A 19,128-nucleotide genomic window follows, 5' to 3' on the forward strand; every position below is an offset into this window, starting at 1 on the left:
GAGGCGCCTTCAGAGATCGCCCGAGAACGAGAACGCCAAACCCGCGAGCGGTACGGCCGCGGGGCTCGACTCCCCCGTGCGAAAGCGATGCGCGAGGTACCACTGGAGCACCAGCGACACGCTCGCCGTGTCGAGCACGCCACCGCGTCCCTCGAAGAACGTGTACGACCCGAGCGGCCCCACGCGGGACGTGGGGCTATCGTGCGCATCGCGCGGCTCCCCCGGCCCGAACGCGCCCCTTGGGTACCACGTCGCCACCAACGTGTGCCGCGCGCCGATCAACAGCTTCGGCGAGAGGAACACGCCCAGATCCGAGTCGTTCTGCAGGACCCAGCCGCGCCGGTAGACGACGACGTCGGAGGTGGGATCGTAGAGGACGCGATCGCCGCCGTGCAGCTCGGCGTGCACGTGGGTCGCGCGCACGGCGGAGCGCACGAAGAGGGCGCCCAGCTTCGCTTGAAGCGACGCGTTCAAGGTGAGCTGGTGCACGAACAGCGCATAGCTCCCGCCGGGACCATCGTTGGGCGCACCGAGAGCGCTGCTGCCGTAGTGAGCGCCCGGCGACGGATACGATTGCGCCACCCCGAACGTATCGAGGTAATACACCGGGTTGTACGCGACACCGAGCGAGAGCACCGACAGCGGCTGCAGCTCGAAGCCGATCACCGGGCGCAAGGCGCCCGCGCCGATGGCCACCCCGCCAAAGGCGCCGGCGAAGTTCTGCCGGCCAAGGAGCGAGTCCCCTCCCTCGTAGAGGCGCCGCCGGTAGCGGATGCGAAACTCGTCGCCCCCGAGCCGTGGATTGAGCTGAACGCCAACCGTGTTCGTATAGCGCAGCGGGCGCTCGGCCGGCGGGCTCTCCGCCTTGGCCTCCTTCGCGACCGACATCGGCGCCGCCCCGCCGAGCAGCAGCAACACCGGAAGGAACGATCCCCCGACCCGGTCGCGCACGCGCCGAAGAAGCGAAGGTGCCCACCCGTTGGCGCTCCCCGAAAGGCGCGAGGGGCCGCTCGCCCACGCTCCGCAGCCGAGTGATGTCATGGTACGAACGATCTATGGTATAATTTATATCGTCAATATAATATATTATATAATCGAATGATGTTCTTCCCCGGCCTGGGTAAGTTGGTGCGCCATGTCCTCCCGCAAGAACGCCCCCTCTCCGGCCCCCTCGCTCACCGATGTCGCCCTGGGTCAGCGCACCGGATACCTCTTCATCAAGGCCGGGGAGCTGGCGCTGCGGCTGGCGGAGGACGCGCTCGCCGCATCGGGCCTGCGCGCGCGCCACTTCAACGTGATGACCATGATCAACATGGGAAGGCCGCTTTCCCAGCAAGAGGTGGGGGACATCCTCGGCATCGACAAGAACCTGATCGTGGCCGTCATCGACGATCTGGAGGGGCGCGAGCTGGTCCGGCGGGAGCGCAGCCTCGAGGACCGGCGCCGTTATGTCCTGGAGCTCACCCCCAAGGGCAAGCGCCTCCTCAAGGAGGCGTACGCTCACGTCGAGCGCGCCGAGCGCGAGTTCTTGGCGCCGCTCACGGCCTCCGAGGTGCCCGCGCTGCGCGATGCGCTCAGCCGGATCGTCGCGCCGTGGTGGCCGGTCAAGAAACCGCGGTGAGACGCGCGGGTCACGAGAACGATCGTGCCACCGAACATGCTCGCAGCGCGCGTTCGATCGGCGGTCATGGAACACCGCGTTCCCACTTGTTACGTCCGCGTTTCGGGAGATCTTCCTCCGTGAAAATCTTCGGTCGATGCACCTGCTTCGCGCTTGACGATGTCGTGGCGGCGAGGCGAATGTGCTCGAACAACGAGGTGACACGATGGGACTCTTCAGCAAAATTCTCGGTACGCAACCCCAGAAGAAAGCTTCGGACGACGTGCTCCTTTTGCACGGCATGCTGCTCATGGCCGGCGCCGACGGAGTCCTCGAGGGCTCCGAGCGAGCCACCTTGGAAGCGTTCCTGACGACCCTCCCCGAGTTTCGCGACGCGGACTTCGAGGAGCAGCTGCAACAAGCGAACAAGGTCGCTCAGAAGTTCAGCACCCTCAAAGAGTCGGTGCGCGCGCTCGGCGACATCAGCAGCGAATCGGTCCGAAAGAAGTGCTTCATCTTGGCGGCCGACATCGCGCTCGCCTCCGGCGACATCGACGAACGCGAAGAGGAGCTGCTCGAGACCATGCAGCGCATCCTCGGCATCGACGACGCGCTGGCGCAACAGGCGATTCAAGTCCTCGCCCTGAAGTACGCAGTCTAGGCACGATGGACCGCGACATCCGAGAGCTTCGAGCCCGCCGCGATCTCGCCCTCGGCGAGCAGCTTCGCGCGGACAGCGGCGTGAAGCGCGCGATCGAAAAGTTCCGCGAGCGCGCCAGCGGCTACGGGTTCCGGCACCGGCGAGAGCTCTTGGCCGGTGCCTTGCGCCTCAATCGCACGATGGCGCCGCACGTCGCCGACGCGCTCGCCGAGTGCCGCGAAGCTCTCGGTGTGCGCGAGCCGGTCGAGATGTTCGTGCGGCCCGATCCGCAGTTCGGGGCCTTCTGCGCGAAGAGCCCGTCCGGGCACATCATGATCGGCGTGACCTCGCAGCTCCTGCAGCACTTCACCGCCGGCGAGCTGAAGTTCGTGCTCGGGCACGAGCTCGGGCACGTGGCCTTCGATCACTTCGCCATCCCCATGCCCATCACCGCCACCATCGAGGACCTCGGCGGCCCCATCGTCGGTCGAGCGACTCAGTTGCAGTTATTCGTCTGGTGCCGGGCGGCCGAGGTGAGCGCGGACCGCGCGGGGCTCCTCTGTGCGCGCGATCCCGAGGTGGCGGCGCGCGCGTTCTTCAAGATGGCGAGCGGCATCACCTCCGACGTGATCCGTCCCGACCTCCGCGCGTTCGTCGAGCAGGTCGAGTCCATCGTGTCGGCGCCGGCCGCGCGCGTAAAGCCGCGCGACGACGACGACACGCTCGATTGCTTCTCCACGCACCCCTACACGCCGGTGCGCGTCCGCGCGCTCCTCGCCTTCGCGCGCTCGCGCGCCTACGCGAGCTTCATCGGCGCGTCGCAGGGCGGTGAGCTCGATCAGGATCAGGTCGAGGCGGTGGTGGAGCGCGATCTGGCGCTGATGGAGCCGACCTACCTGGAAGAAACGACGGCGGAGTCCTCGTTCATGCGGCGGCTCCTCTACCACGCCGGTGTGTCGGTGGCAGCCGCCAACGGCGTCATCACCGAGTCGGAGCAGAGTGCGCTGCACGCGCTCCTCGGCCACGATCAAGCTGGGGCTCCGAGCGCACCCGAGGCGAGCGCGCGCGAGCTCGACGCCCTCCTGGCGAGCGCGCCCGAGCGCGTTCCGCTCTCCGGCCGTCTGCAGCTCGTGCAGCACCTGACGATCATCGCCGCGGCCGATGGCTGCGTCGACGCGTCCGAGCGCGACGCGATCGCGCGCATCGCGGGCCGCCTCGGGGTGGACGAGCGGATCGTCGACCAAACGCTGGCCGGGGCGGCCTCGCCGATGGATTGACGGGCGACATCGCCGTTCGCGCGCAGCGGCGCGTTCGCGCATGGCGGCGCCGTTGCACGCGGCGGCGATGCTCAAGATCGAAGCTTCGGCTCAGAAGACGGCCGACACCGCGAGCCCGCCGATGTACGCGCGCGCATTGCCGATGGCGGCGCCGCCGAGGGTATAGTCGCTGTAGTCGAACTGGAGCACGTTGCCGGTGGCGGCGAGCTTCAAGCTTTGCATCAAGCCGAAGAGGCGCCCGCGCGCCGGCAACAATGTGTAGGTTACACGCAATCCCAGCAGCACGCTGCTGAAGGGCGAGAGCTCACGGTCGCCCGTGAAATATTGCCCTTTGGGGCCCAGAGGCGCGTCGCCGCCCGTGTAGTCGTCGCTGTAGAAGAGGGCGCCGCTCTGGCGGTAGTAGCGGCCGCGGAGGGTCAAGCGCAGCGCCTCGCCGAAGTAGCGCTCGAACTCGGCTTCGACGGTGAGGCTCTTCACGTCCCACGTGTCCCAGTAGCCGCGCGTCTTCAGGCGCAGGGCGCTCTTGAGCGGCTGGAGGAAGACGTTGGCGCGGAGGGTCAACGACTCGCGGCCGCGGTTCTCCGGGTGGTGCTCCTGCGCCTTGAGCCCCTCGCCCACGATGACGCTGCGGTACGGGTTGCTCAAGAATCCGTGGAGGACCTCGGCCGAGTAGACGAGCTGCGTGGCGAAGATGCGGGTCCACGCTTGCGACCAGCTGGCCTGAAAGCCATCGCGATCGATGTCGCGGGTCCTGCGCCCCTCGTCCGACGTAAAGCAGCCCACCGAGTTCTCGAGCGCACGGTAACCCGAGGGCACCGCGTTGGCGCTCTGCACGCGATCGCACACGCGGTCGAAGTCGTGGGCGTAGGAGAACTCGAGCTGCGTGTTGTGCTCGAACAGCTCCGTCCTGGCCGCGATGTCGATGGCGTGCGACTTGTAATCCTTCTCCGTGGAGTACGTGTACCCGGGCGTGAGCGACACCGCGTCGTTCTTCAAGGTGAAGCCGCCCCTGGCCACGTTGCGCACGTCTTTGACGCTGGCGGTGGTGATCACGTCGGCCCCCGCGTGGTTGGCCTTGTACGTGGGCCCCGCCTTCACCGCCACGCTGGCCCCCGAGACGATGTCGGCCTCCCACCCGGCCCGCACGTCGAGGAACTGGGCCGGGCTCGCGCGCAGATCCGCCGAAGGCGAATAGACGGTCATGTTCGAGCGGGTGGGCGCCTCGTGGTAAATCGTATGCGTGGTGTCGAACTGCACGATGCCTTGCGCGCGGGCGCTCCCCGCCCCCAGCACGAGGCCCGCGGCCATGCACGAGGCCGAAAGCGTGGTTCTCAGTTGCACCCGCAGCCTCCACCGGAAACGCCGCCGCCCCCGTGGGATCCTTCGCGATTGTCGACGGCGTGCTGCACGCGCGAGTCAGCCTGCGGATCGCCTTCGAACTGCATGATGGGATCGGCCAGCTGACCGCGGTCTTGCGGCTTCACGGTCGCGCAGGCGCCGAGGAGCAAGGCGCAGGCGCCGAGGAGCAAGACGTGCGCGCCGCCGAGCGAGACGTACGGGCCGGGGAGCCGAGTTCCTGTTTTCATGATTAGAAATAGACTCCCAGTCCGCCCGCATACGTCTGAGCGCTCTTGTAAGTATCCGCCGTGAACAAAGTGAGGTTGGTCACCTCGAGCCGAACGAGGATGCGATTGCGGAGCGCGAGGAGCAACCCGCCGCCGACCCGTCCCACGAACGAGTCCTGTTTCTTGAGCACGAACGAGTCGGGCGCGGGAAAGGTGCTGAGGCCTCCGCCACCCAAGGTGCCAAAAGGACACACCGCCCAGCTCGGGAAAAAGTGCACGGTGGCTCCGGCGCCGTAGAGGAGCTGCTGCCCGTCCGATGTCAGCGCATCGCCCAGAAACCCGTCGAGGCTGATGGTTTTATGGAGCACGATCTGCGGGCGAATCTCCATGTACCCGAAGGTCGCGCGCGAGCCATCGCCCACGGGCCCCGAAAGGATGCCGCCCACGATCGCGAGGCCGCCGCGCGCACCCTCCAGCGGCGGCGGGGCAAAGAAGCCGGGCCGCGAGGGCGCCCCGCGCTCGCCTTCGTGCACGGCAAAGGGCTGCACGGCGTCGCCGAGCACATACGCCGCACGCCCGTCGGGCAAGAGGACGCGCAGCCAGAAGCCGCTGGTGGGTCGGCCGTCGAGCGCGAGGGTCTCGCCGCGCTTGGCGTTGCCGATGATCCGGTACGAGATCCCCGGGCCGCTGCGCAGATCGGCCGAGTCGACGATCACGCGGGCGAAGGCCTCGACCTCCTCGTCGCGGTCTTCGCGGCTCTCGCGCGCGTCGCGACTCGCATTGCGTTGTGCGTCCCGTTGCGCAAAGGCGGGGCCTGGAAAGACGGCCAGCGCCGCGGCCAACATGGCGGCAAAGATCGTGCGCCGGCTCGAACGGGGTGCGCGGGCCGAGGTCATGGCCGCTCCGCCCAGGTGCGGATCACGTCGACCACGGGGTCCTCCCTTTTGAAGACCTCGCGTGGATGGTCCCGATTGCTGGTCGGGCGAACGAACAGTGGGGCGGTCAAGTAGTCACGATTCATCTCGAGGGATGCGGCTTGCAAATTCCCTTGGGCAGGGCTCCCCGCGCCGATGCGCGTCCGGTCGACCGGATGATCGCCCCCGGCGCAGTCGATGGGGTCATGGTTGACGAGCGCCATCCCGCTCACGGCGGAGGCGTTGAAGTGGCAATTGCCGCCGTCCCCCGGCTCCCCCGAGCCACATTTCTTTCCAAAGATGAGGAGCGGCTCGACGCGGCAATAGAAGTAGTCCTCGTTGAACTGCTCCTCGGCGATCACGAAGTTGGGGCCTGGGTCAACCGCACGGCAGGCCGATAGCGCCACCAAACCGGCGGCAAGCGCCATGGGAAGGAGGAGCGATACCAGGCATTCGATGGGGAGGCGGGCGCGATGGGGCGAGCGTATCAAGCGGTCCGCACGATAGCCTGCGCCTCTTGCGTCCGGCTGATCTTTGTGTTCCCTCGCCCACAGGTTTTGGACGCTCACCCACGGCGAAAAAAAGTTCGCACCCGTAAGTTGTGAAAAGCACGCATCTTTTTTGACTCCGCAGCTTGGAATAGAAGGTGCGAAGCAGCGGCGTATGTCGCTTTCACTTGCTGAAGCAGGACCGAGCTCGGTAGAAGTTGTCCTGCCTCGCAGGGGTATCGTATCTTATCTTACATGTAGGGCCTCTGGTACTCGGCACTTCGACTACCAGATTCCAGCAATCGCGGCCATTACGGCCATTACGCCCAGGCATGTCACGCGGTCCACGCAGACCGCGGTGCTCCCCCGGAGAAGAAAGACTGCAATGAACGTAACCCCCTGGTGCCTCGCCGCTCTCGCTCCCATCGCCGTCGCCGGATGCTCCGGCACGTTTCTAGGTCACTTTGCGGTTTTGGCCCTTACCCTGGGCATCTTTTTCGGCACCTTGTCCCTTGGCCGTCATTCTTCCACGTCCTCTTCTGCCTCTTCTTCATCGGCCACCGTCGCGGCCCATGTCGTCACCGACTCCCCTGCCCCCACCGCGGCCCGCACCTCCGGCGAATCCCCCCGCGTCCTCAACGGCTAATTTCGGGCACTCCTCGGGCACCCCGAAACTTTTTTACCCCCGCAAGCGCGTGTCGTGCGACACACGCTTGCAGGTCTCGAACAAGTAGGATAATTACCCTTCCCAGATAGCAGCTGCGCTGGGGCGCATAACTCAGCGGTAGAGTGCGTCCTTCACACGGACGAAGTCACAGGTTCAAATCCTGTTGCGCCCACGGATTTCTCGGGAAATTCGACGTTTTTTTGGACAATTGGACGATTGCCGGACGATTGAGTTGAAGCTGAGCAATTGTCCGATTCGATGTGTCCCCGCCTCTCAAGTTGAGTAGGCGGACCGGTAGGACCGGGAAAACGTCTCCGAAGGTCCCCTGCCCCAGCATCTCCGCAAGCCGCGTATCGAGGAGCGTCGTTTGATAGCTCTCGTGACCGGCCCGCGCGTGAATCTTCGTAGCCTCGTCGCCGCGGATGGCCATTCACGTTAGGCCCGTGGCGCGAAGGTCATGGAAGTGAACCGGGCGGCTCGTCTTCGTTTTGACGTGGAGCTCTTCGCCGCAAACACCTGCGCGAAGTAAGTCCATCTTGAGCATGCCGGAGAGGCGGTATTCGCCGTCGGCGCGCGGGATTTCGTTCAGTCGAAGACAGAGCGTCGCCGTTCGGCTTCGGCTCGTGCCTTCATGGCGGTCCCGCCGAGGTGAGCGACCTCTGGTCTCGAGCTCGCTGTGTCGCCGAAGATGCGGACGCGCGGCCGGTGCTTTCGGAGCGAGATATCGACGTGGAAGCCATCGACGACCGTGCCATGGCGAAGATCATCCCCCCGCGACGCCACCCTTCCACGCTGGGCACGATTTCGCGGTCGAGCGTGGACCGAGACCGGGCACCGTTTGATCCTGCCCGTGTACGACGCGCGCGGGGACATGCGCTCCGTTCGGGCTTGGCGCATCATTGAAGGTGATTCGCCCAAGCGGCTACCTCCAGGTGGGTACAAGACATCCGGGCTCGTTCTTGCGGACGGCAGCGCGGTTTCGGTGCTGGCGACGGGCGGTTGGATCGATGAGGTGAATCTGCACGTCGTCATCACCGAGGGCGAGCCCGACTTCCTAACGTGGGCGACGCGCTATTCCGACGCGGATCAGGATGCGCCGGTCGTCCTCGGAGTGGTGGGAGGTTTGTGGACCGAAGACATGCGGCGCGAATTCCGGATGGCGCGCGCGTCGTGCTGCGCACCGATCCAGACGATGCGGGCAAGCGATACGCGCTACGCTACGCACTGCCGACACGCTTTTGGGCCGGTGCCGCGTGCAGCGGGCCCGCACGAACTGTAGACCCCCCGTACGGGCCAATCGTTCGCGTACCTCCATCCGCGCGAAGCCGAGGAGGTTCTGCCCGCGCCAGCGGGAAGGAACTCGCGCGCCGGGAGCACCCGCATTCCGAAAGCGGCGTGGACCGTATCAACGATCGCGATATCGAGAGAATTGCGCTGGCACCGCCATCGCGCGCAAGGGTCTGCGGACTTGCCGAGATCCCTGCGAGAGAAATGCCGTGCGATGTCACATCTCCGCGACGTGGTCGGTCTTACGGGTATGACCTTGCGACTTTTCGTACTCGGCGCCACCGGGCGAACGGGTACTCAGATCATCGATCTTGCGCTGGCGCGCGGGCATGAGGTGACCGCGTTCGTCCGCTCGCCAGCAAAGATCATGCGCCGCCATGCGGCCCTCACCGTCACGAAGGGCGACCCACTCGATGCACGCGCGCTGGGGGAAGCTCTTACGGGGCACGACGCGGTCGTCTCGGCGCTCGGGCCGGTTTCGCGTGAGGCGTTTCGCCCGAGCACCCTGCTGGCCGAGTGCGCGGCAAGCACGGTGTCCGCGATGCAGCGCGCGGACGTGGCGCGGCTCGCCATTGTGTCCGCGGCGCTGTTGTTTCCAGAGCGAAAGCTCTCGTTCGTTTTTTTCCGATGGTTCATCCGACACCACCTGCGGGATCTCGAGGCCATGGAGACCGTCGTTCGTGCTACGGACTTCGAGTGGACGATCGCGCGCCCACCGAAATTGGTCGACTCCCCCGACGAGACGTACCAAAGCCGCAGCGGCACGTACGCCGACGGCCGGTTCACGCTGTCGTTCCGCGCGACGGCGGCGTTCATGATCGATTGCGTCGAACGCGACACGCACAAGAAGGAAATCGTGGGGCTCGCCCGCCCGAAGCGAGGTGCCGCGTGACGCTCTACACGGCAGCACTCTCGCTCCACGTCATGGTCGCCATCGCCGGGACCGGTTTGCTCGGGGCCATCCCCATTGCGGCGTCCTTCGCGCGGCGGACGAGTATGGATCCAGCGCCCATTGCCAGTTTGATCGAGCGTCTCTTTCGCTATACGCGCGCGAGCTTCGCCATCATGTTCCTCAGCGGCGTCGTGCTCGACTATACGGCGGGCGGTGCATTTCACGAGAGAGGCTGGTTCCGCTCCGGGTTCGCGCTCCTCGTCGTGGCCGGCCTTTCGCAATTCCGAGCTCAGGCCGCTCTGCGCCGGGTGCGGGCGAAGGAGGCGGACGCCGAAAGTGCGCTTCGAAGCGTCGAACGTTGGGGCTGGGCCATGTGCGGGGCGGTTACATTGATCGCGCTGCTGATGGAAGCGAAGCCCTTCTAATGAGCCCCGAGTCCCGCAGGTCGCACAGCACGCACAAGCTGAGCGCGTTCGAGTCTTGCCGGCGCGAGCTCCTCGCGTTCGCCTACCGCATGCTGGGCGACGTTGCCCGCGCCGAGGACATGGTTCAAGAGACTTGGCTGCGCTGGCAAAAATACGACGGAGAGCCGGAATCCGACAAAGCGTTTCTGGTCACCATCGTGACGCGCCTCTGTTTGAACGAGCTCGACTCCGCCAAAATGCGCCGTGAAGAGAGCCGCGCGGATCGGCGCCCCGAGCCGGTCGATCTCGAAGAAGGAGGCATGCCGCTGCTCGAACAAGACGAACAGATCGAGCAGATCGAACGCATCTCCATGGCCTTCTTGGTCGTCCTGCAGCGGCTGACGCCCGCGGAGCGCGCGGTCCTTTTGCTCCACGACGTATTCGAGTTCGATCACGGCGAAATCGGGACGCTCGTCGCAAAAGCCCCGCCGCGTGCCGCAAGCTGCTCGAGCGCGCGCGACTGAATCTCGAAAGCGGGCGGCGCATGCTTGCCGCGCGGCCCGAGGAGCATCGCCGGTTGCTGCATGCCTTCTTGAACGCGGCCTCCGCGGGCGATGCGCGCACCTTGGTGGAGCTTCTCGCGGACGACGCCGTCATGGTCGCCGACGGAGGTACCGAGGGCCGCGTCGTCGGAGGCATCCGGAACCTGCCGCGTCCACTGCACGGCGCGGCGCGCATCACGGCCTTCGTTGTCGCCGCCACGGCGCGGCGGGGTATCGCTCTCCAAGTCGAAGAACACGAGCTCAATGGGCAGCCCGCCATCGTCTTTTGGACCGAGGATCGCCGTCCCTTCGCGGCACTTCTCTTGGCGGTCGCCGACGGCAAGATCCAGCGCATCTTCTTCCACGCAGACGCGGATCGCCTTCGCCATCTGGGCCCTGGCATCACCCATGGATGACGCTTCGTCGACGGAGTCGCTTATCGCTCCGTCGTGCGACGGCGAAGCACGGCCAAGACGCCCAGTCCACCGAGTGCGCAGCGGCCAGGAGCCCTCGGCGCGCGGCCGATGGCGCCGGCCCGTGGGCGGGATCGCGCAACGAGCGCCCGCCAGGGTTGGATTAGCCTGATCGCGCGCGAGACCGGAGACCGTCACCGGTCACGAGCAGCCGAAGCCAGCGTGCACGAACCTCGACGGCGGCCCCCCGCGCGCTGCCTGAGCTCGCTAGCACCCCCAACTGGCTCGCACGCGTTCGCGCATCCAGGTCCTCGGGCCGAGCGCCTACGGCGAGGCGGTCGAGCGGATCAGCGAATTTCTACGGGCGCAGGGTGAGTTTCGCGGGTCGAAGAGTACCGTGTGCGAGCGCATTGGGATGAATTGGAACAAGTTCTTCGCGGCGTTCGCCGAGCTCGAGTCGCGGGGCGACGTGCAGGCAGGTCGCGATGAATTGGGGGGGATGTGCGGTGGTTTGGGGCCACGACCACGACGACGACAGATAAATCCAACTAACCCCTACCTGATCAAACAAAGGATCCGACATCGGGCCACGCGAACTATTTATTTCGATGCCACGTTCGTAGCGCTCGTGCGTCTAAACATCGTCCTCTTTTTCGAGCGGGGCGGATGGCAAGTCCGGCAGGAAGAAAATGCGCCATGCTCCGCCAGGGGCTCCGCCAGGAAGGAAGCTACGGTCCTCGCCCCTGTACACGAGGCGCAACTCAAATTCGCGATCGAACGGCTGATCACGAAACTGTCCGCGCACCTGCACGGATACTAGACTGATTGCTGGCGATTGGTCGGCTATGCGAACCAGACGCACGTCGTGGATGCGGGTATTTTCGAAGCGCCTCCGATAAGCGCCTGCCGTCCGATTCACGCTCTCGCCGTCGGCGAGATCTGGGTCCATGCTGCGGACCAATCCGCCGTAGTTGCCCTTTCGTAAAAAGGAGAAGAACTCCAGGACTGCGCGCTCCGGGGTCCCATCTGGTAGATCTGAAGGTTCGGTGACGGATCGATACTCCGCGGCTACCTCGATGTCCCGTGGACGCCAGGCTTGGACCAGCGCTCGGAGTGCTTCATTCTTCTCGTGCAACTCCACATGGTGCCGCAATCGCGTCGCGAGCGTCCGGAGAGTCTGCCGCGAGCCCTGCTTCTTCTGTAGCGGCGGGGGTTCGAGTTTGCCCTGCTCTGACTTCAGCGCCCAATCACGAATCGAGAAGAGGGCAACCCATGACTTTGCGGCCACCATCTTGTTGTCATAACCGAGATCGCGCCCGTGAACTATGCCGTGACGATATGGAAGTGTGATTGCATTGGTCCTCGTCTTCGTGCGTGGCTCCTGCAGCAACCGTGAAAGACGCTCCAGTCCTGTCCCATGCGCGGACATCGAGTTCCACGCGTTCAGATCGACGTCCTTGGCGAAGAAACCGATCTGGCGTTGATGCAGATCGTTCACAAGGCCGTCGAGGAGAGACAGGGTAACGAGGACGCTTGCATAATAACGTCCCTCGGCGTAGTCGACCCGAGCCTTCTCAGCAAGTTCAGCTCGTGGCCTAAACGCACGAATGCCACTCATGAGCATGAGCTTCCAGCGAATGTTGTCCGGCGTAATCGCTTCGACGAGGTCTCTTTCGGCAGCATCGACGTTCCCCGCCTCGGCTTTCTCCACGCATGTTTTTGCTAGCTCGAAGTTGATCGTCTCGTACATGATCCAGCCGCGAGCCCCGAAAAATTGGTTGAATCGGTCGGGAACAGACACAAGATCCGCGGCTTGTTGTTCCCAGGCGCTCCACTCTGCAATTCTCCTATCGAACGCCTCAACATCCTTGCCGGCAAGCCGTACAATGGGGCGTGCCACATTAACTACCGCAAGCACCCCTTGGACAAACTGGCGCAGCCCAGCAAGCTCCTTCATCCGGGGCAAGTCACGGAGGCGGTCGTTCATGCTATCCCGAGATACCCACTCACCGGCGACAGGTCCACACCGAGCGCGAAGAAACCGTAGCGTCGGTGACTTCGGGCTTCACAGAGGAACCGAGATCGACGCCATCCCACACGCCAACCTATCCGTTCGTACTGTTGGACCGGAGGATCCCGCGCTCGAAGCTGCGATCGGTCCGAGCGTCCCACGCGGGGCGAAAATGTCGAGCGGACTAGCGAATTCCTGTGGGTGCAAAGCGAGGACGGCCCCCGATGCCCTGCTGCGTTGTTCGAACATCTGGATGTAGAAAACACACGATCAGGCAAAACCAAAGAGAGGTTGCCCTACGTGGTCGAAGCCTGCCACGGCTTGATCCTCCCCCGGCGCGGTGGACACGGTAACTATGCCGCAAGAGCGGCGACTTGGGACTTCAATTCGAACGCCATCGGACTGACATAGCCGACGTACGAATGTCGGCGTACGGTGTTGTAGAAGTGCTCGATGTAGTCACCGATGGACGCGGTCGCGTCGTCGCGCGTGGCGTAGCGTTGGTGGTCGACGTGTTCAGCCTTCAGCGTCGCGAAGAAGCTTTCAGCAACGGCATTATCGTAGCAGTCTGCCGTGCGACTCATGCTCACGACGACCCCCGCAGCGGCGAGCGCCTGGCGATAAGCCTCGCTCGCATACGGGCTTCCGCGGTCGGTGTGATGAATGAGCCCTGGGGCAGGTCGACGTGTTCGCAGGGCCTGGTGGAGCGCGGCGAGGACGAGGGAGCGGTCGTTGATGGCGCTCGTTGCCCATCCCACGACACGACGTGAGAAGAGGTCCACGAGAACGGCAAGATAGAGCCAGCCCTCGCCCGTCGCGATGAAGGTGACGTCTCCCACCCACGACCGATTGGGCGCGCTCGCCTCGAAGTCCCGCGCGAGGAGGTTCGGAGCGATGGTAAACGCGTGCTTTGAATCGGTCGTATGCCGAAAACGACGCTTTTGACGCGCTCGTAGGCCGGACTCCCGCATCAATCGTTCGACGCGTTTTTTTCCAACGCGTAGCCCGCGTGCCCGCAGTTCGGCGTGGATGCGTGGACTGCGTATCCCTCCTGCCAACCGCGTCGTGATTCCGTCGAGCAGGCGGCCTAGATTTGGCGGTGCGAATGACGGAGCTATCGAGCGCAGCGCTACTATGGGGACTCGCCGAGCTGCGGGGGGATGGTGATCTTCCCGAGAGGAGCCTCGAGCTCGTGGGGGAGGAGGCGGGCGCGCGTGGCGAGCCAGTTCATGGGGGCAAGTTCGACGACGCGTCGTTTGGGCCAACTCGGCAGGACACGAAACAGGTCGCGCAAGTATTCCTCGGAATCGAGTCCGGCGTGGCGCGCGGATGCGATGAGCGAAAGCCATGTGCAGGCCACTTCCGCGGCGTCGTCGGAGCCCAGGTGCATCCAATTTTTCCGTCCGATCGCCACATGTCGAATTTCGCGTTCAACGTCATTGTTGGAAAGTGGAATGCTCCCGTTCACCAAAAATCGCGTGAGCGCCTCCCAATGATTGTGGCTGTACCGAAGGGCGCGGGAGAAAGGCCCGCGTGGATCCACGCTGGGGTCGTCGAGCAGGCAATCGCGGGCCCTGGCGAAAATCTCGACCAGCGGTGCAGAGCGCTCTTTTCGAATCAAAAGGCGTGCGTCGGGCGAAAGGTGCGCGATGTCCCTCTCGATGGTGAACAGCTCGTCGGCAAGCTCGACGAAACCGCGCGCCCGCGTGTCGGTGGGCAAAGCAAAGAAATACTTGCGCCGGCAGTGTGCCATACAGCCGGCCTCTTTCGGCGCGCCGGGAGCGCGAAACAATTCGTCGTACACACTGGAGGCGTCTGCGACGACGATACCGCCAAATTCTTCGAGCCAGCTTTTCGGCATGTCGCTCGTGTGCAGCGCGGAATAGCGAAAAAAGACCTGCGCCCGATCGGCAAGGAGCACCCAGATGTGAGCTCTTCGATCGTGGGGGCTTGCCATCACGCGCACCCCCGTCGCATCGATGCCGATGACCTGGCACTGAGCCAACGCGTGTTCCCAAGCCGCATCGACGACGAGGCGCGCCACCGGCTCGGCGAGCTTTTCCCACGCGCTCAACGTGGAAACGGGCACACGCACACCATGCCGGGCGATGATCTTCGACAGGCGCGTGTACGGGATCTGATCGCCCCATTTCGAGTGAATCGTGTGGGCGAGCATCGCAGGATCGGGCAACGCGCGCGGAATCATCTCGTCGGGCACGGGCTCGATGTGCACGGCGACCGAGGCATCGTCATTGTCTTGGGCGAACTTTTTCCGGACCACACGCAATCGTGTATACCCGGACTTACGGAACGCCAATCGGTAAGAGACCTCCTCACCGATGTAGCGGGCTCCCTCAGGAGTTTCGCCGGGCGAAATGTCCACGGTTTCCACGGGCAGGTGCTCGGGAAGCTGCCCGCGCCCATGTGGAGTACGGCGCTTTCGGACACCGCTCGGAGGCGACGGGGTCACGCGATCGGGGCCGGCCAGTGGCTGCGCCGCGTTGGGCTTTTCGGGCTCGGCCGGGGCCGGCGATGGCTCACTGCCACTCGATGCGAGAATCGTCGCATCGAGCAGCACCTGCAACGTGCTTGCCGGCAAGCGCTCGCGTTTGACGCCGAAAAGCTGCTTCGAGAGCCATGCCACCTGCGCCTCGAGGGCATCGATGCGCACGCGTTGCGATTCACTTTCGGCACGTAACCGTGCGTTTTGCTCGCGAAGCTCTCTATCCTCAGCCACAAGCCTCGACACCGCATCCGAGGACGCTCCTTGGGCCAGCGCCGCAACGAGAGCGGCCGCGATGCTGGCATTGGGGGGCGTGACGGGCGACACGGCTCGATGCATCGAGAACGTCGTGCATATCACGATATCGCATCATGCGATATGTATTCAGTGTACGCTGCTATTCTTTTTCTTACCTTCGACGGCGAGTCCTTCGAGAAATCGGGAAAACGCCTCGGGACTCATTTCCATACGCGAGGCGCCCTCGGTGCGCGGCGGCGCGACGAATACCCCCTGATCAAGGCGCTTGTATAGAAGCGCATATCCGGTGCGGTCGTAGAATAAGACTTTGCACCTGTCGGTCGCCTTGTTGAGAAACACGAAGAGCGAACCTCCTCGCGGATCGTCACCGAAACGCTCGCGCACAATCCCCGCGAGCCGATCGAAACTGATGCGAAGGTCGACCCGCTCGACGCTCACAAAGATGCGGACATTCGCCGAGAACATCAGCTCTCCTCCAATACGCCGATCAACGCGCGAAGTACGGTGACGTTGGCCCCCGTCTGCACACGAAGTATCCGACCCGAGCGAAGAACCACTTCGATGCTGTCATAAGGCGAGGATGTCCCGCGCGCTGCAGCGGTCGTCGCAATAGGCACCTCGGGTGCGGGGGCCTTGCGCGACGGCACAACCTCGACAAATCCCTTGCCGACTTCGGTGCTCGCTTCGGGTCGCGCGATCTTCCTCTTCCACCACACCAACGTCCGTGGATTCCACCCGTGCTTCTTCGCATATTCGCCCGCGCTCTCCCCGCTGGCCTCCCACGCCGCGATTCGCCTCACCCACTCCGGCCTCTTCGCTCGCTTCCTCATGCATCGCGAGTTTGCTGCCGCTTCGGCCCCTCGTCACGACGCGCTCCGCAGGACGGATACGAGATCAATCCTTCCTATCTCGAGCTCGCACAGCACTACGGCTTCGCGGTCGTCCCCGCGAGGCCGCGCAAACCACGCGACAAATCCAAGGTCGAAAACGGTGTGCTCGTCGCCCAACGGTGGGTGCTCGCATGCCTGCGCAATCGCACCTTCTTCAGCCTCGACGAGCTCAACGCGGCCATCGGCGAGCTGCTCGAAAAGCTCAATGCGAAGCCCTTTCAGAAGCTCGAAGGTTGCAGGCGTTCCGCGTTCGAGAGCCTGGACCGGCCCGCTCTCAAGCCGCTCCCCGCTCACCGATACGAGCGTTCGGAATGGGAGAAACACAAGGTTCATGTCGATTACCACGTCGAGTTCGATCATCGCTTCTATAGCGTCTCGTGCACGCTCATCGGCGCACTTGTCGAGGTACGCGCCACGTCGAGTACCGTCGAAATTCTGTTCCGTGGACAGCGCGTCGCCTCTCACCCGCGCAGCTACGGACGCAAGGGCACCGCCGTCACCTCCGACGCCCACAGGCCGAAGCAGCACTCCGATTACGGCAATTGGCCGCCCGAGAGGATGCTCACCTGGGCCGCGTCCGTCGGTCCCTCCACTCGGACCGTCGTCGAGAAGATCTTCGCGCGCTACCCACACCCCGAGCTCGGCTATCGTCCGTTCTTCGCGCTTATGCGCGACGGAAAAACGTTTGGGCCCGAGCGCCTCGAGGCGGCGTGTGCACGGGCGCTCGCGCTCACCGGCTCCTACGGCCCCACGCGCAAAACCATTCACGCGCTGCTCGTGCGAAATCTCGAAGCCACGGCACTACCCGACGAGTTGGCCGAGAAGCCGCTGACAGCTCACGAAAACATCCGCGGCGCCCACTACTTTGAACTTCCCCCGATTCGGTCTGGGCATTCGTCACAATTTATTCTCGTTTTCAAGGAGTTCGAGCGCGATCGCGACGGGCGTAATGAATTCGAGGCCGCGCCGCAGTGTCACTGAGCCAGGTCGGCCACTTGAAGCGTGACCGGCGTGCCCGCCCAGTTGCGCGATCCAGCGGATCGCGTCGGCAATTGTGGGAATGTCGTCGGGAATTGATTCGGTTTTCTTCGCGTACTTTCGTTTCATGAGGACGAGCGCACGAAGCTCATAGTCGTTGAATTCGAGCGACGCCGGAGCGTCAGGCTTCGCCCGGGCGAGCATGCGTAACCGTTCGATTCGAGCGGCAGTCACCACGGCTAGAATCGCCCACTTGATAACGCGCTCCGCCGAACGCAGCTGCGACTGCTCGACGCAGCACGCACCGGACTTCCAAACTCGATGTAGTTCCTCAATCTTCCAGCGCTGTACATATCCGTGAAGAATGCCATCAACGTCTTCGCGAGTCACGATGCCGTGGTTCGTGAGCAAGCGCCAGTGCAACGCCTTTTCGCCTCGTGGTGGCGTCCCCACCTCCTTCACGTCCACCACGTTGAGCGGTACGGCCATGCGCTCGTCCGAGTAGGATTCTTTTGTGTACAAGACCACGGACGTCGTGCGAATGACGACCCGTGCCGTGCGTGCCGTCCGGTGCACGCGCTCGCGCAGTTCGAGCTCCACCGTTCCGCGAACCTTCCCCTTGCGCGCGACATCGCGCAATCGTTGAAGTCGACGTAGATTTCCAGCGTAGACAAATCGATGCGCATACGTAGAACGAACCGTGAACCATTCGCCCGAGTCACGCAAAGCCTTGAGTGTCCAGTACCGGTCGCCCTCGCGATCGACTTGAAACCACGCTTTCGAGCCACCAGCGGTCAGTGCCAACGTTGCGTCGCGGATCGCATCTACCCAATGACGAGTCTCCTTATCCTCCAGCGGCCGGCTTTGGCAATCGATACGTTTCTTCCGCCGCGCTCGTATCCACCACTGTTGATTCAGGACTCCGAGGGGCACTCCCTGCGGGGATACCGCATAGGCGTGTATTACCTTGAGGCCACTCGCTCCGAGTTGCGTGGATCCGACGCCGCCAAACCCTTTTTCTCTCTTCCAGTCTGTCAGCCGCAGGCTTGTCCCATCAACAACGACATGAACCCACGACTCGTCCGCGCATCGGCGAACCGTCGCACTACGCACGGCTGCTAGCAGATCTTCGCTGCGGACCTTCTCGTTACTCAGGAAATCGTAGGCGGCTTGTTGCTCGGCACTGCTGCGAAAAACTTCGAGTACTCGGCCCCCCGGCCGCGCCGCAAGCGACGCCGTCATACGGACCAAACGAGCCGTTCTCCGCGCATCGCCTAGTTCCGCGTGGCCAAATTCCTCATATGCCCACTCCCGCGCATCCCGACCACTTGAATCGTCCATGCTTCCAAAAGGGACCATCGCCCGTCAAAATTCCCGAAGAAAACCAACTTCCGATCAATGCCCAGCCGATTCGGTGGACATCCCCAATCATGCTGTTAACGCACCTATCTGTTGACGCTCGATGGCGCGAGATCGCGCCGGAAGTATGAGGGAGAGCGGCCATAGGCGACCTATTCCCCATCACATACATGGATTGGTCCCTTTCCCTCCAAGGGAGGTAGAGCGGGGCACGGAGGTGGAGCGTCGACGTGGTGTCGTCTGAAGACAAAAAGGAGACGGGAGGACCCGATTGGAAGCGGAAACGTCCTCCCGTCGCGCTCCGATCGCATGCTACCGAGACGGAGCGTTTACGTCGTCGTTCATCTGGCCATAGATGTCAAGAATTGGGCGAAGTCGCCGCCGAGCGTGGAGGCCGGCCGCCCCTCCTGCTGCCCCCGGTGCGGCGCGGCGTCGCGCCC

Annotated in this window: 21 protein-coding genes and 1 tRNA gene; 11 read left to right on the plus strand and 11 right to left on the minus strand. The window is 64.1% G+C overall.

Features of this window, described 5'->3' with window-relative positions:
- Window positions 1-9: 9 nt before the first annotated feature.
- Entirely contained in the window at window positions 10-1,041 is a 1,032-nt protein-coding gene (locus LZC94_20915) for a hypothetical protein (protein ID WXB19674.1), read from the minus strand.
- Between the two features lie 94 nt (window positions 1,042-1,135).
- Here LZC94_20915 and LZC94_20920 point away from each other — a divergent pair, with 94 nt between their 5' ends.
- From LZC94_20920 to LZC94_20930, 3 genes are all read left to right on the plus strand, one after another.
- The gene (locus LZC94_20920; protein WXB19675.1) at window positions 1,136-1,621 is read left to right on the plus strand and encodes a MarR family transcriptional regulator; all 486 of its coding nucleotides are present in this window, start codon (window positions 1,136-1,138) and stop codon (window positions 1,619-1,621) included.
- A gap of 205 nt (window positions 1,622-1,826) precedes the next feature.
- Window positions 1,827-2,261 (plus strand): tellurite resistance TerB family protein, encoded by a 435-nt coding sequence (locus LZC94_20925; protein WXB19676.1) that lies wholly within the window; start codon window positions 1,827-1,829, stop codon window positions 2,259-2,261.
- Between the two features lie 5 nt (window positions 2,262-2,266).
- A complete protein-coding gene (locus LZC94_20930) occupies window positions 2,267-3,517 on the plus strand; it encodes a M48 family metalloprotease (GenBank protein ID WXB19677.1) in 1,251 nt (416 codons plus the stop codon).
- A 90-nt stretch (window positions 3,518-3,607) separates the two neighbouring features.
- Here the strand turns inward: LZC94_20930 and LZC94_20935 are convergent, their stop codons facing one another.
- From LZC94_20935 to LZC94_20950, 4 genes are read right to left on the minus strand one after another with little or no spacing between them, the layout of a single operon-like run.
- On the minus strand, window positions 3,608-4,858 hold the full coding sequence (locus tag LZC94_20935; protein ID WXB19678.1) for a DUF3570 domain-containing protein: 1,251 nt from the start codon (window positions 4,856-4,858) through the stop codon (window positions 3,608-3,610).
- Window positions 4,849-5,103, minus strand: a complete 255-nt coding sequence (locus tag LZC94_20940; protein ID WXB19679.1) for a DUF4266 domain-containing protein — start codon at window positions 5,101-5,103, stop codon at window positions 4,849-4,851. Before LZC94_20940 ends, LZC94_20935 begins: the two co-directional genes overlap by 10 nt.
- 2 nt (window positions 5,104-5,105) lie before the next feature.
- Window positions 5,106-5,978, minus strand: a complete 873-nt coding sequence (locus tag LZC94_20945; GenBank protein WXB19680.1) for an SH3 domain-containing protein — start codon at window positions 5,976-5,978, stop codon at window positions 5,106-5,108.
- Window positions 5,975-6,424, minus strand: coding sequence for a hypothetical protein (locus LZC94_20950; GenBank protein ID WXB19681.1), 450 nt, complete (start codon window positions 6,422-6,424; stop codon window positions 5,975-5,977). Before LZC94_20950 ends, LZC94_20945 begins: the two co-directional genes overlap by 4 nt.
- A gap of 445 nt (window positions 6,425-6,869) precedes the next feature.
- Here LZC94_20950 and LZC94_20955 point away from each other — a divergent pair, with 445 nt between their 5' ends.
- The 7 genes from LZC94_20955 (at window position 6,870) to LZC94_20985 (ending at window position 10,692) form a co-directional block, all read left to right on the plus strand.
- Window positions 6,870-7,130 (plus strand): hypothetical protein, encoded by a 261-nt coding sequence (locus LZC94_20955; GenBank protein WXB19682.1) that lies wholly within the window; start codon window positions 6,870-6,872, stop codon window positions 7,128-7,130.
- Between the two features lie 121 nt (window positions 7,131-7,251).
- Window positions 7,252-7,323 (plus strand) — tRNA-Val (locus tag LZC94_20960).
- A 666-nt stretch (window positions 7,324-7,989) separates the two neighbouring features.
- A complete protein-coding gene (locus tag LZC94_20965; GenBank protein ID WXB19683.1) occupies window positions 7,990-8,430 on the plus strand; it encodes a hypothetical protein in 441 nt (146 codons plus the stop codon).
- A gap of 258 nt (window positions 8,431-8,688) precedes the next feature.
- Window positions 8,689-9,330 (plus strand): NAD(P)H-binding protein, encoded by a 642-nt coding sequence (locus LZC94_20970; GenBank protein ID WXB19684.1) that lies wholly within the window; start codon window positions 8,689-8,691, stop codon window positions 9,328-9,330.
- Window positions 9,327-9,755: a hypothetical protein gene (locus LZC94_20975; protein WXB19685.1), complete on the plus strand. Its 429-nt coding sequence runs from the start codon at window positions 9,327-9,329 to the stop codon at window positions 9,753-9,755. The genes LZC94_20970 and LZC94_20975 overlap by 4 nt, the downstream gene beginning before the upstream one ends.
- Window positions 9,755-10,258, plus strand: coding sequence for a sigma-70 family RNA polymerase sigma factor (locus LZC94_20980; protein ID WXB19686.1), 504 nt, complete (start codon window positions 9,755-9,757; stop codon window positions 10,256-10,258). Before LZC94_20975 ends, LZC94_20980 begins: the two co-directional genes overlap by 1 nt.
- A gap of 20 nt (window positions 10,259-10,278) precedes the next feature.
- Complete coding sequence (locus tag LZC94_20985) at window positions 10,279-10,692, plus strand: hypothetical protein (GenBank protein WXB19687.1); 414 nt, start codon at window positions 10,279-10,281, stop codon at window positions 10,690-10,692.
- Window positions 10,693-11,323: 631 nt separating this feature from the next.
- Here the strand turns inward: LZC94_20985 and LZC94_20990 are convergent.
- From LZC94_20990 to LZC94_21010, 5 genes are all read right to left on the minus strand, one after another.
- Window positions 11,324-12,676 (minus strand): hypothetical protein, encoded by a 1,353-nt coding sequence (locus tag LZC94_20990; GenBank protein WXB19688.1) that lies wholly within the window; start codon window positions 12,674-12,676, stop codon window positions 11,324-11,326.
- Window positions 12,677-13,053: 377 nt separating this feature from the next.
- On the minus strand, window positions 13,054-13,758 hold the full coding sequence (locus LZC94_20995; protein WXB19689.1) for an IS3 family transposase: 705 nt from the start codon (window positions 13,756-13,758) through the stop codon (window positions 13,054-13,056).
- A 74-nt stretch (window positions 13,759-13,832) separates the two neighbouring features.
- A complete protein-coding gene (locus LZC94_21000; GenBank protein ID WXB19690.1) occupies window positions 13,833-15,371 on the minus strand; it encodes an IS66 family transposase in 1,539 nt (512 codons plus the stop codon).
- 216 nt (window positions 15,372-15,587) lie between these two features.
- Window positions 15,588-15,926 (minus strand): IS66 family insertion sequence element accessory protein TnpB, encoded by a 339-nt coding sequence (gene tnpB, locus LZC94_21005; protein WXB19691.1) that lies wholly within the window; start codon window positions 15,924-15,926, stop codon window positions 15,588-15,590.
- Complete coding sequence (locus LZC94_21010) at window positions 15,926-16,261, minus strand: hypothetical protein (protein ID WXB19692.1); 336 nt, start codon at window positions 16,259-16,261, stop codon at window positions 15,926-15,928. The genes tnpB and LZC94_21010 overlap by 1 nt, the downstream gene beginning before the upstream one ends.
- 192 nt (window positions 16,262-16,453) lie before the next feature.
- Between LZC94_21010 and LZC94_21015 the strand changes: the two genes are divergently transcribed.
- Window positions 16,454-17,332, plus strand: a complete 879-nt coding sequence (locus LZC94_21015) for a hypothetical protein (protein WXB19693.1) — start codon at window positions 16,454-16,456, stop codon at window positions 17,330-17,332.
- Here LZC94_21015 and LZC94_21020 read toward each other — a convergent pair.
- Window positions 17,249-18,670 (minus strand): IS4 family transposase, encoded by a 1,422-nt coding sequence (locus tag LZC94_21020; protein WXB19694.1) that lies wholly within the window; start codon window positions 18,668-18,670, stop codon window positions 17,249-17,251. The two genes, LZC94_21015 and LZC94_21020, sit on opposite strands and share 84 nt — an antisense overlap.
- Window positions 18,671-19,128: the final 458 nt, after the last annotated feature.

Source organism: Sorangiineae bacterium MSr11954, assembly GCA_037157815.1.
Taxonomy (GTDB): Bacteria; Myxococcota_A; Polyangia; order Polyangiales; family Polyangiaceae; genus Pendulispora; species Pendulispora albinea.

Excerpts from the sequence above, each read along its gene's own strand:
- LZC94_20915 (WXB19674.1), bottom strand. The coding sequence starts at position 1,041 with ATGACATCACTCGGCTGCGGAGCGTGGGCGAGCGGCCCCTCGCGCCTT.
- LZC94_20920 (WXB19675.1), top strand. The coding sequence starts at position 1,136 with ATGTCCTCCCGCAAGAACGCCCCCTCTCCGGCCCCCTCGCTCACCGAT.
- LZC94_20925 (WXB19676.1), top strand. The coding sequence starts at position 1,827 with ATGGGACTCTTCAGCAAAATTCTCGGTACGCAACCCCAGAAGAAAGCT.
- LZC94_20930 (WXB19677.1), top strand. The coding sequence starts at position 2,267 with ATGGACCGCGACATCCGAGAGCTTCGAGCCCGCCGCGATCTCGCCCTC.
- LZC94_20940 (WXB19679.1), bottom strand. The coding sequence starts at position 5,103 with ATGAAAACAGGAACTCGGCTCCCCGGCCCGTACGTCTCGCTCGGCGGC.
- LZC94_20945 (WXB19680.1), bottom strand. The coding sequence starts at position 5,978 with ATGACCTCGGCCCGCGCACCCCGTTCGAGCCGGCGCACGATCTTTGCC.
- LZC94_20950 (WXB19681.1), bottom strand. The coding sequence starts at position 6,424 with ATGGCGCTTGCCGCCGGTTTGGTGGCGCTATCGGCCTGCCGTGCGGTT.
- LZC94_20955 (WXB19682.1), top strand. The coding sequence starts at position 6,870 with ATGAACGTAACCCCCTGGTGCCTCGCCGCTCTCGCTCCCATCGCCGTC.
- LZC94_20970 (WXB19684.1), top strand. The coding sequence starts at position 8,689 with ATGACCTTGCGACTTTTCGTACTCGGCGCCACCGGGCGAACGGGTACT.
- LZC94_20980 (WXB19686.1), top strand. The coding sequence starts at position 9,755 with ATGAGCCCCGAGTCCCGCAGGTCGCACAGCACGCACAAGCTGAGCGCG.
- LZC94_20985 (WXB19687.1), top strand. The coding sequence starts at position 10,279 with ATGCTTGCCGCGCGGCCCGAGGAGCATCGCCGGTTGCTGCATGCCTTC.
- LZC94_20990 (WXB19688.1), bottom strand. The coding sequence starts at position 12,676 with ATGAACGACCGCCTCCGTGACTTGCCCCGGATGAAGGAGCTTGCTGGG.
- tnpB (WXB19691.1), bottom strand. The coding sequence starts at position 15,926 with ATGTTCTCGGCGAATGTCCGCATCTTTGTGAGCGTCGAGCGGGTCGAC.
- LZC94_21020 (WXB19694.1), bottom strand. The coding sequence starts at position 18,670 with ATGGACGATTCAAGTGGTCGGGATGCGCGGGAGTGGGCATATGAGGAA.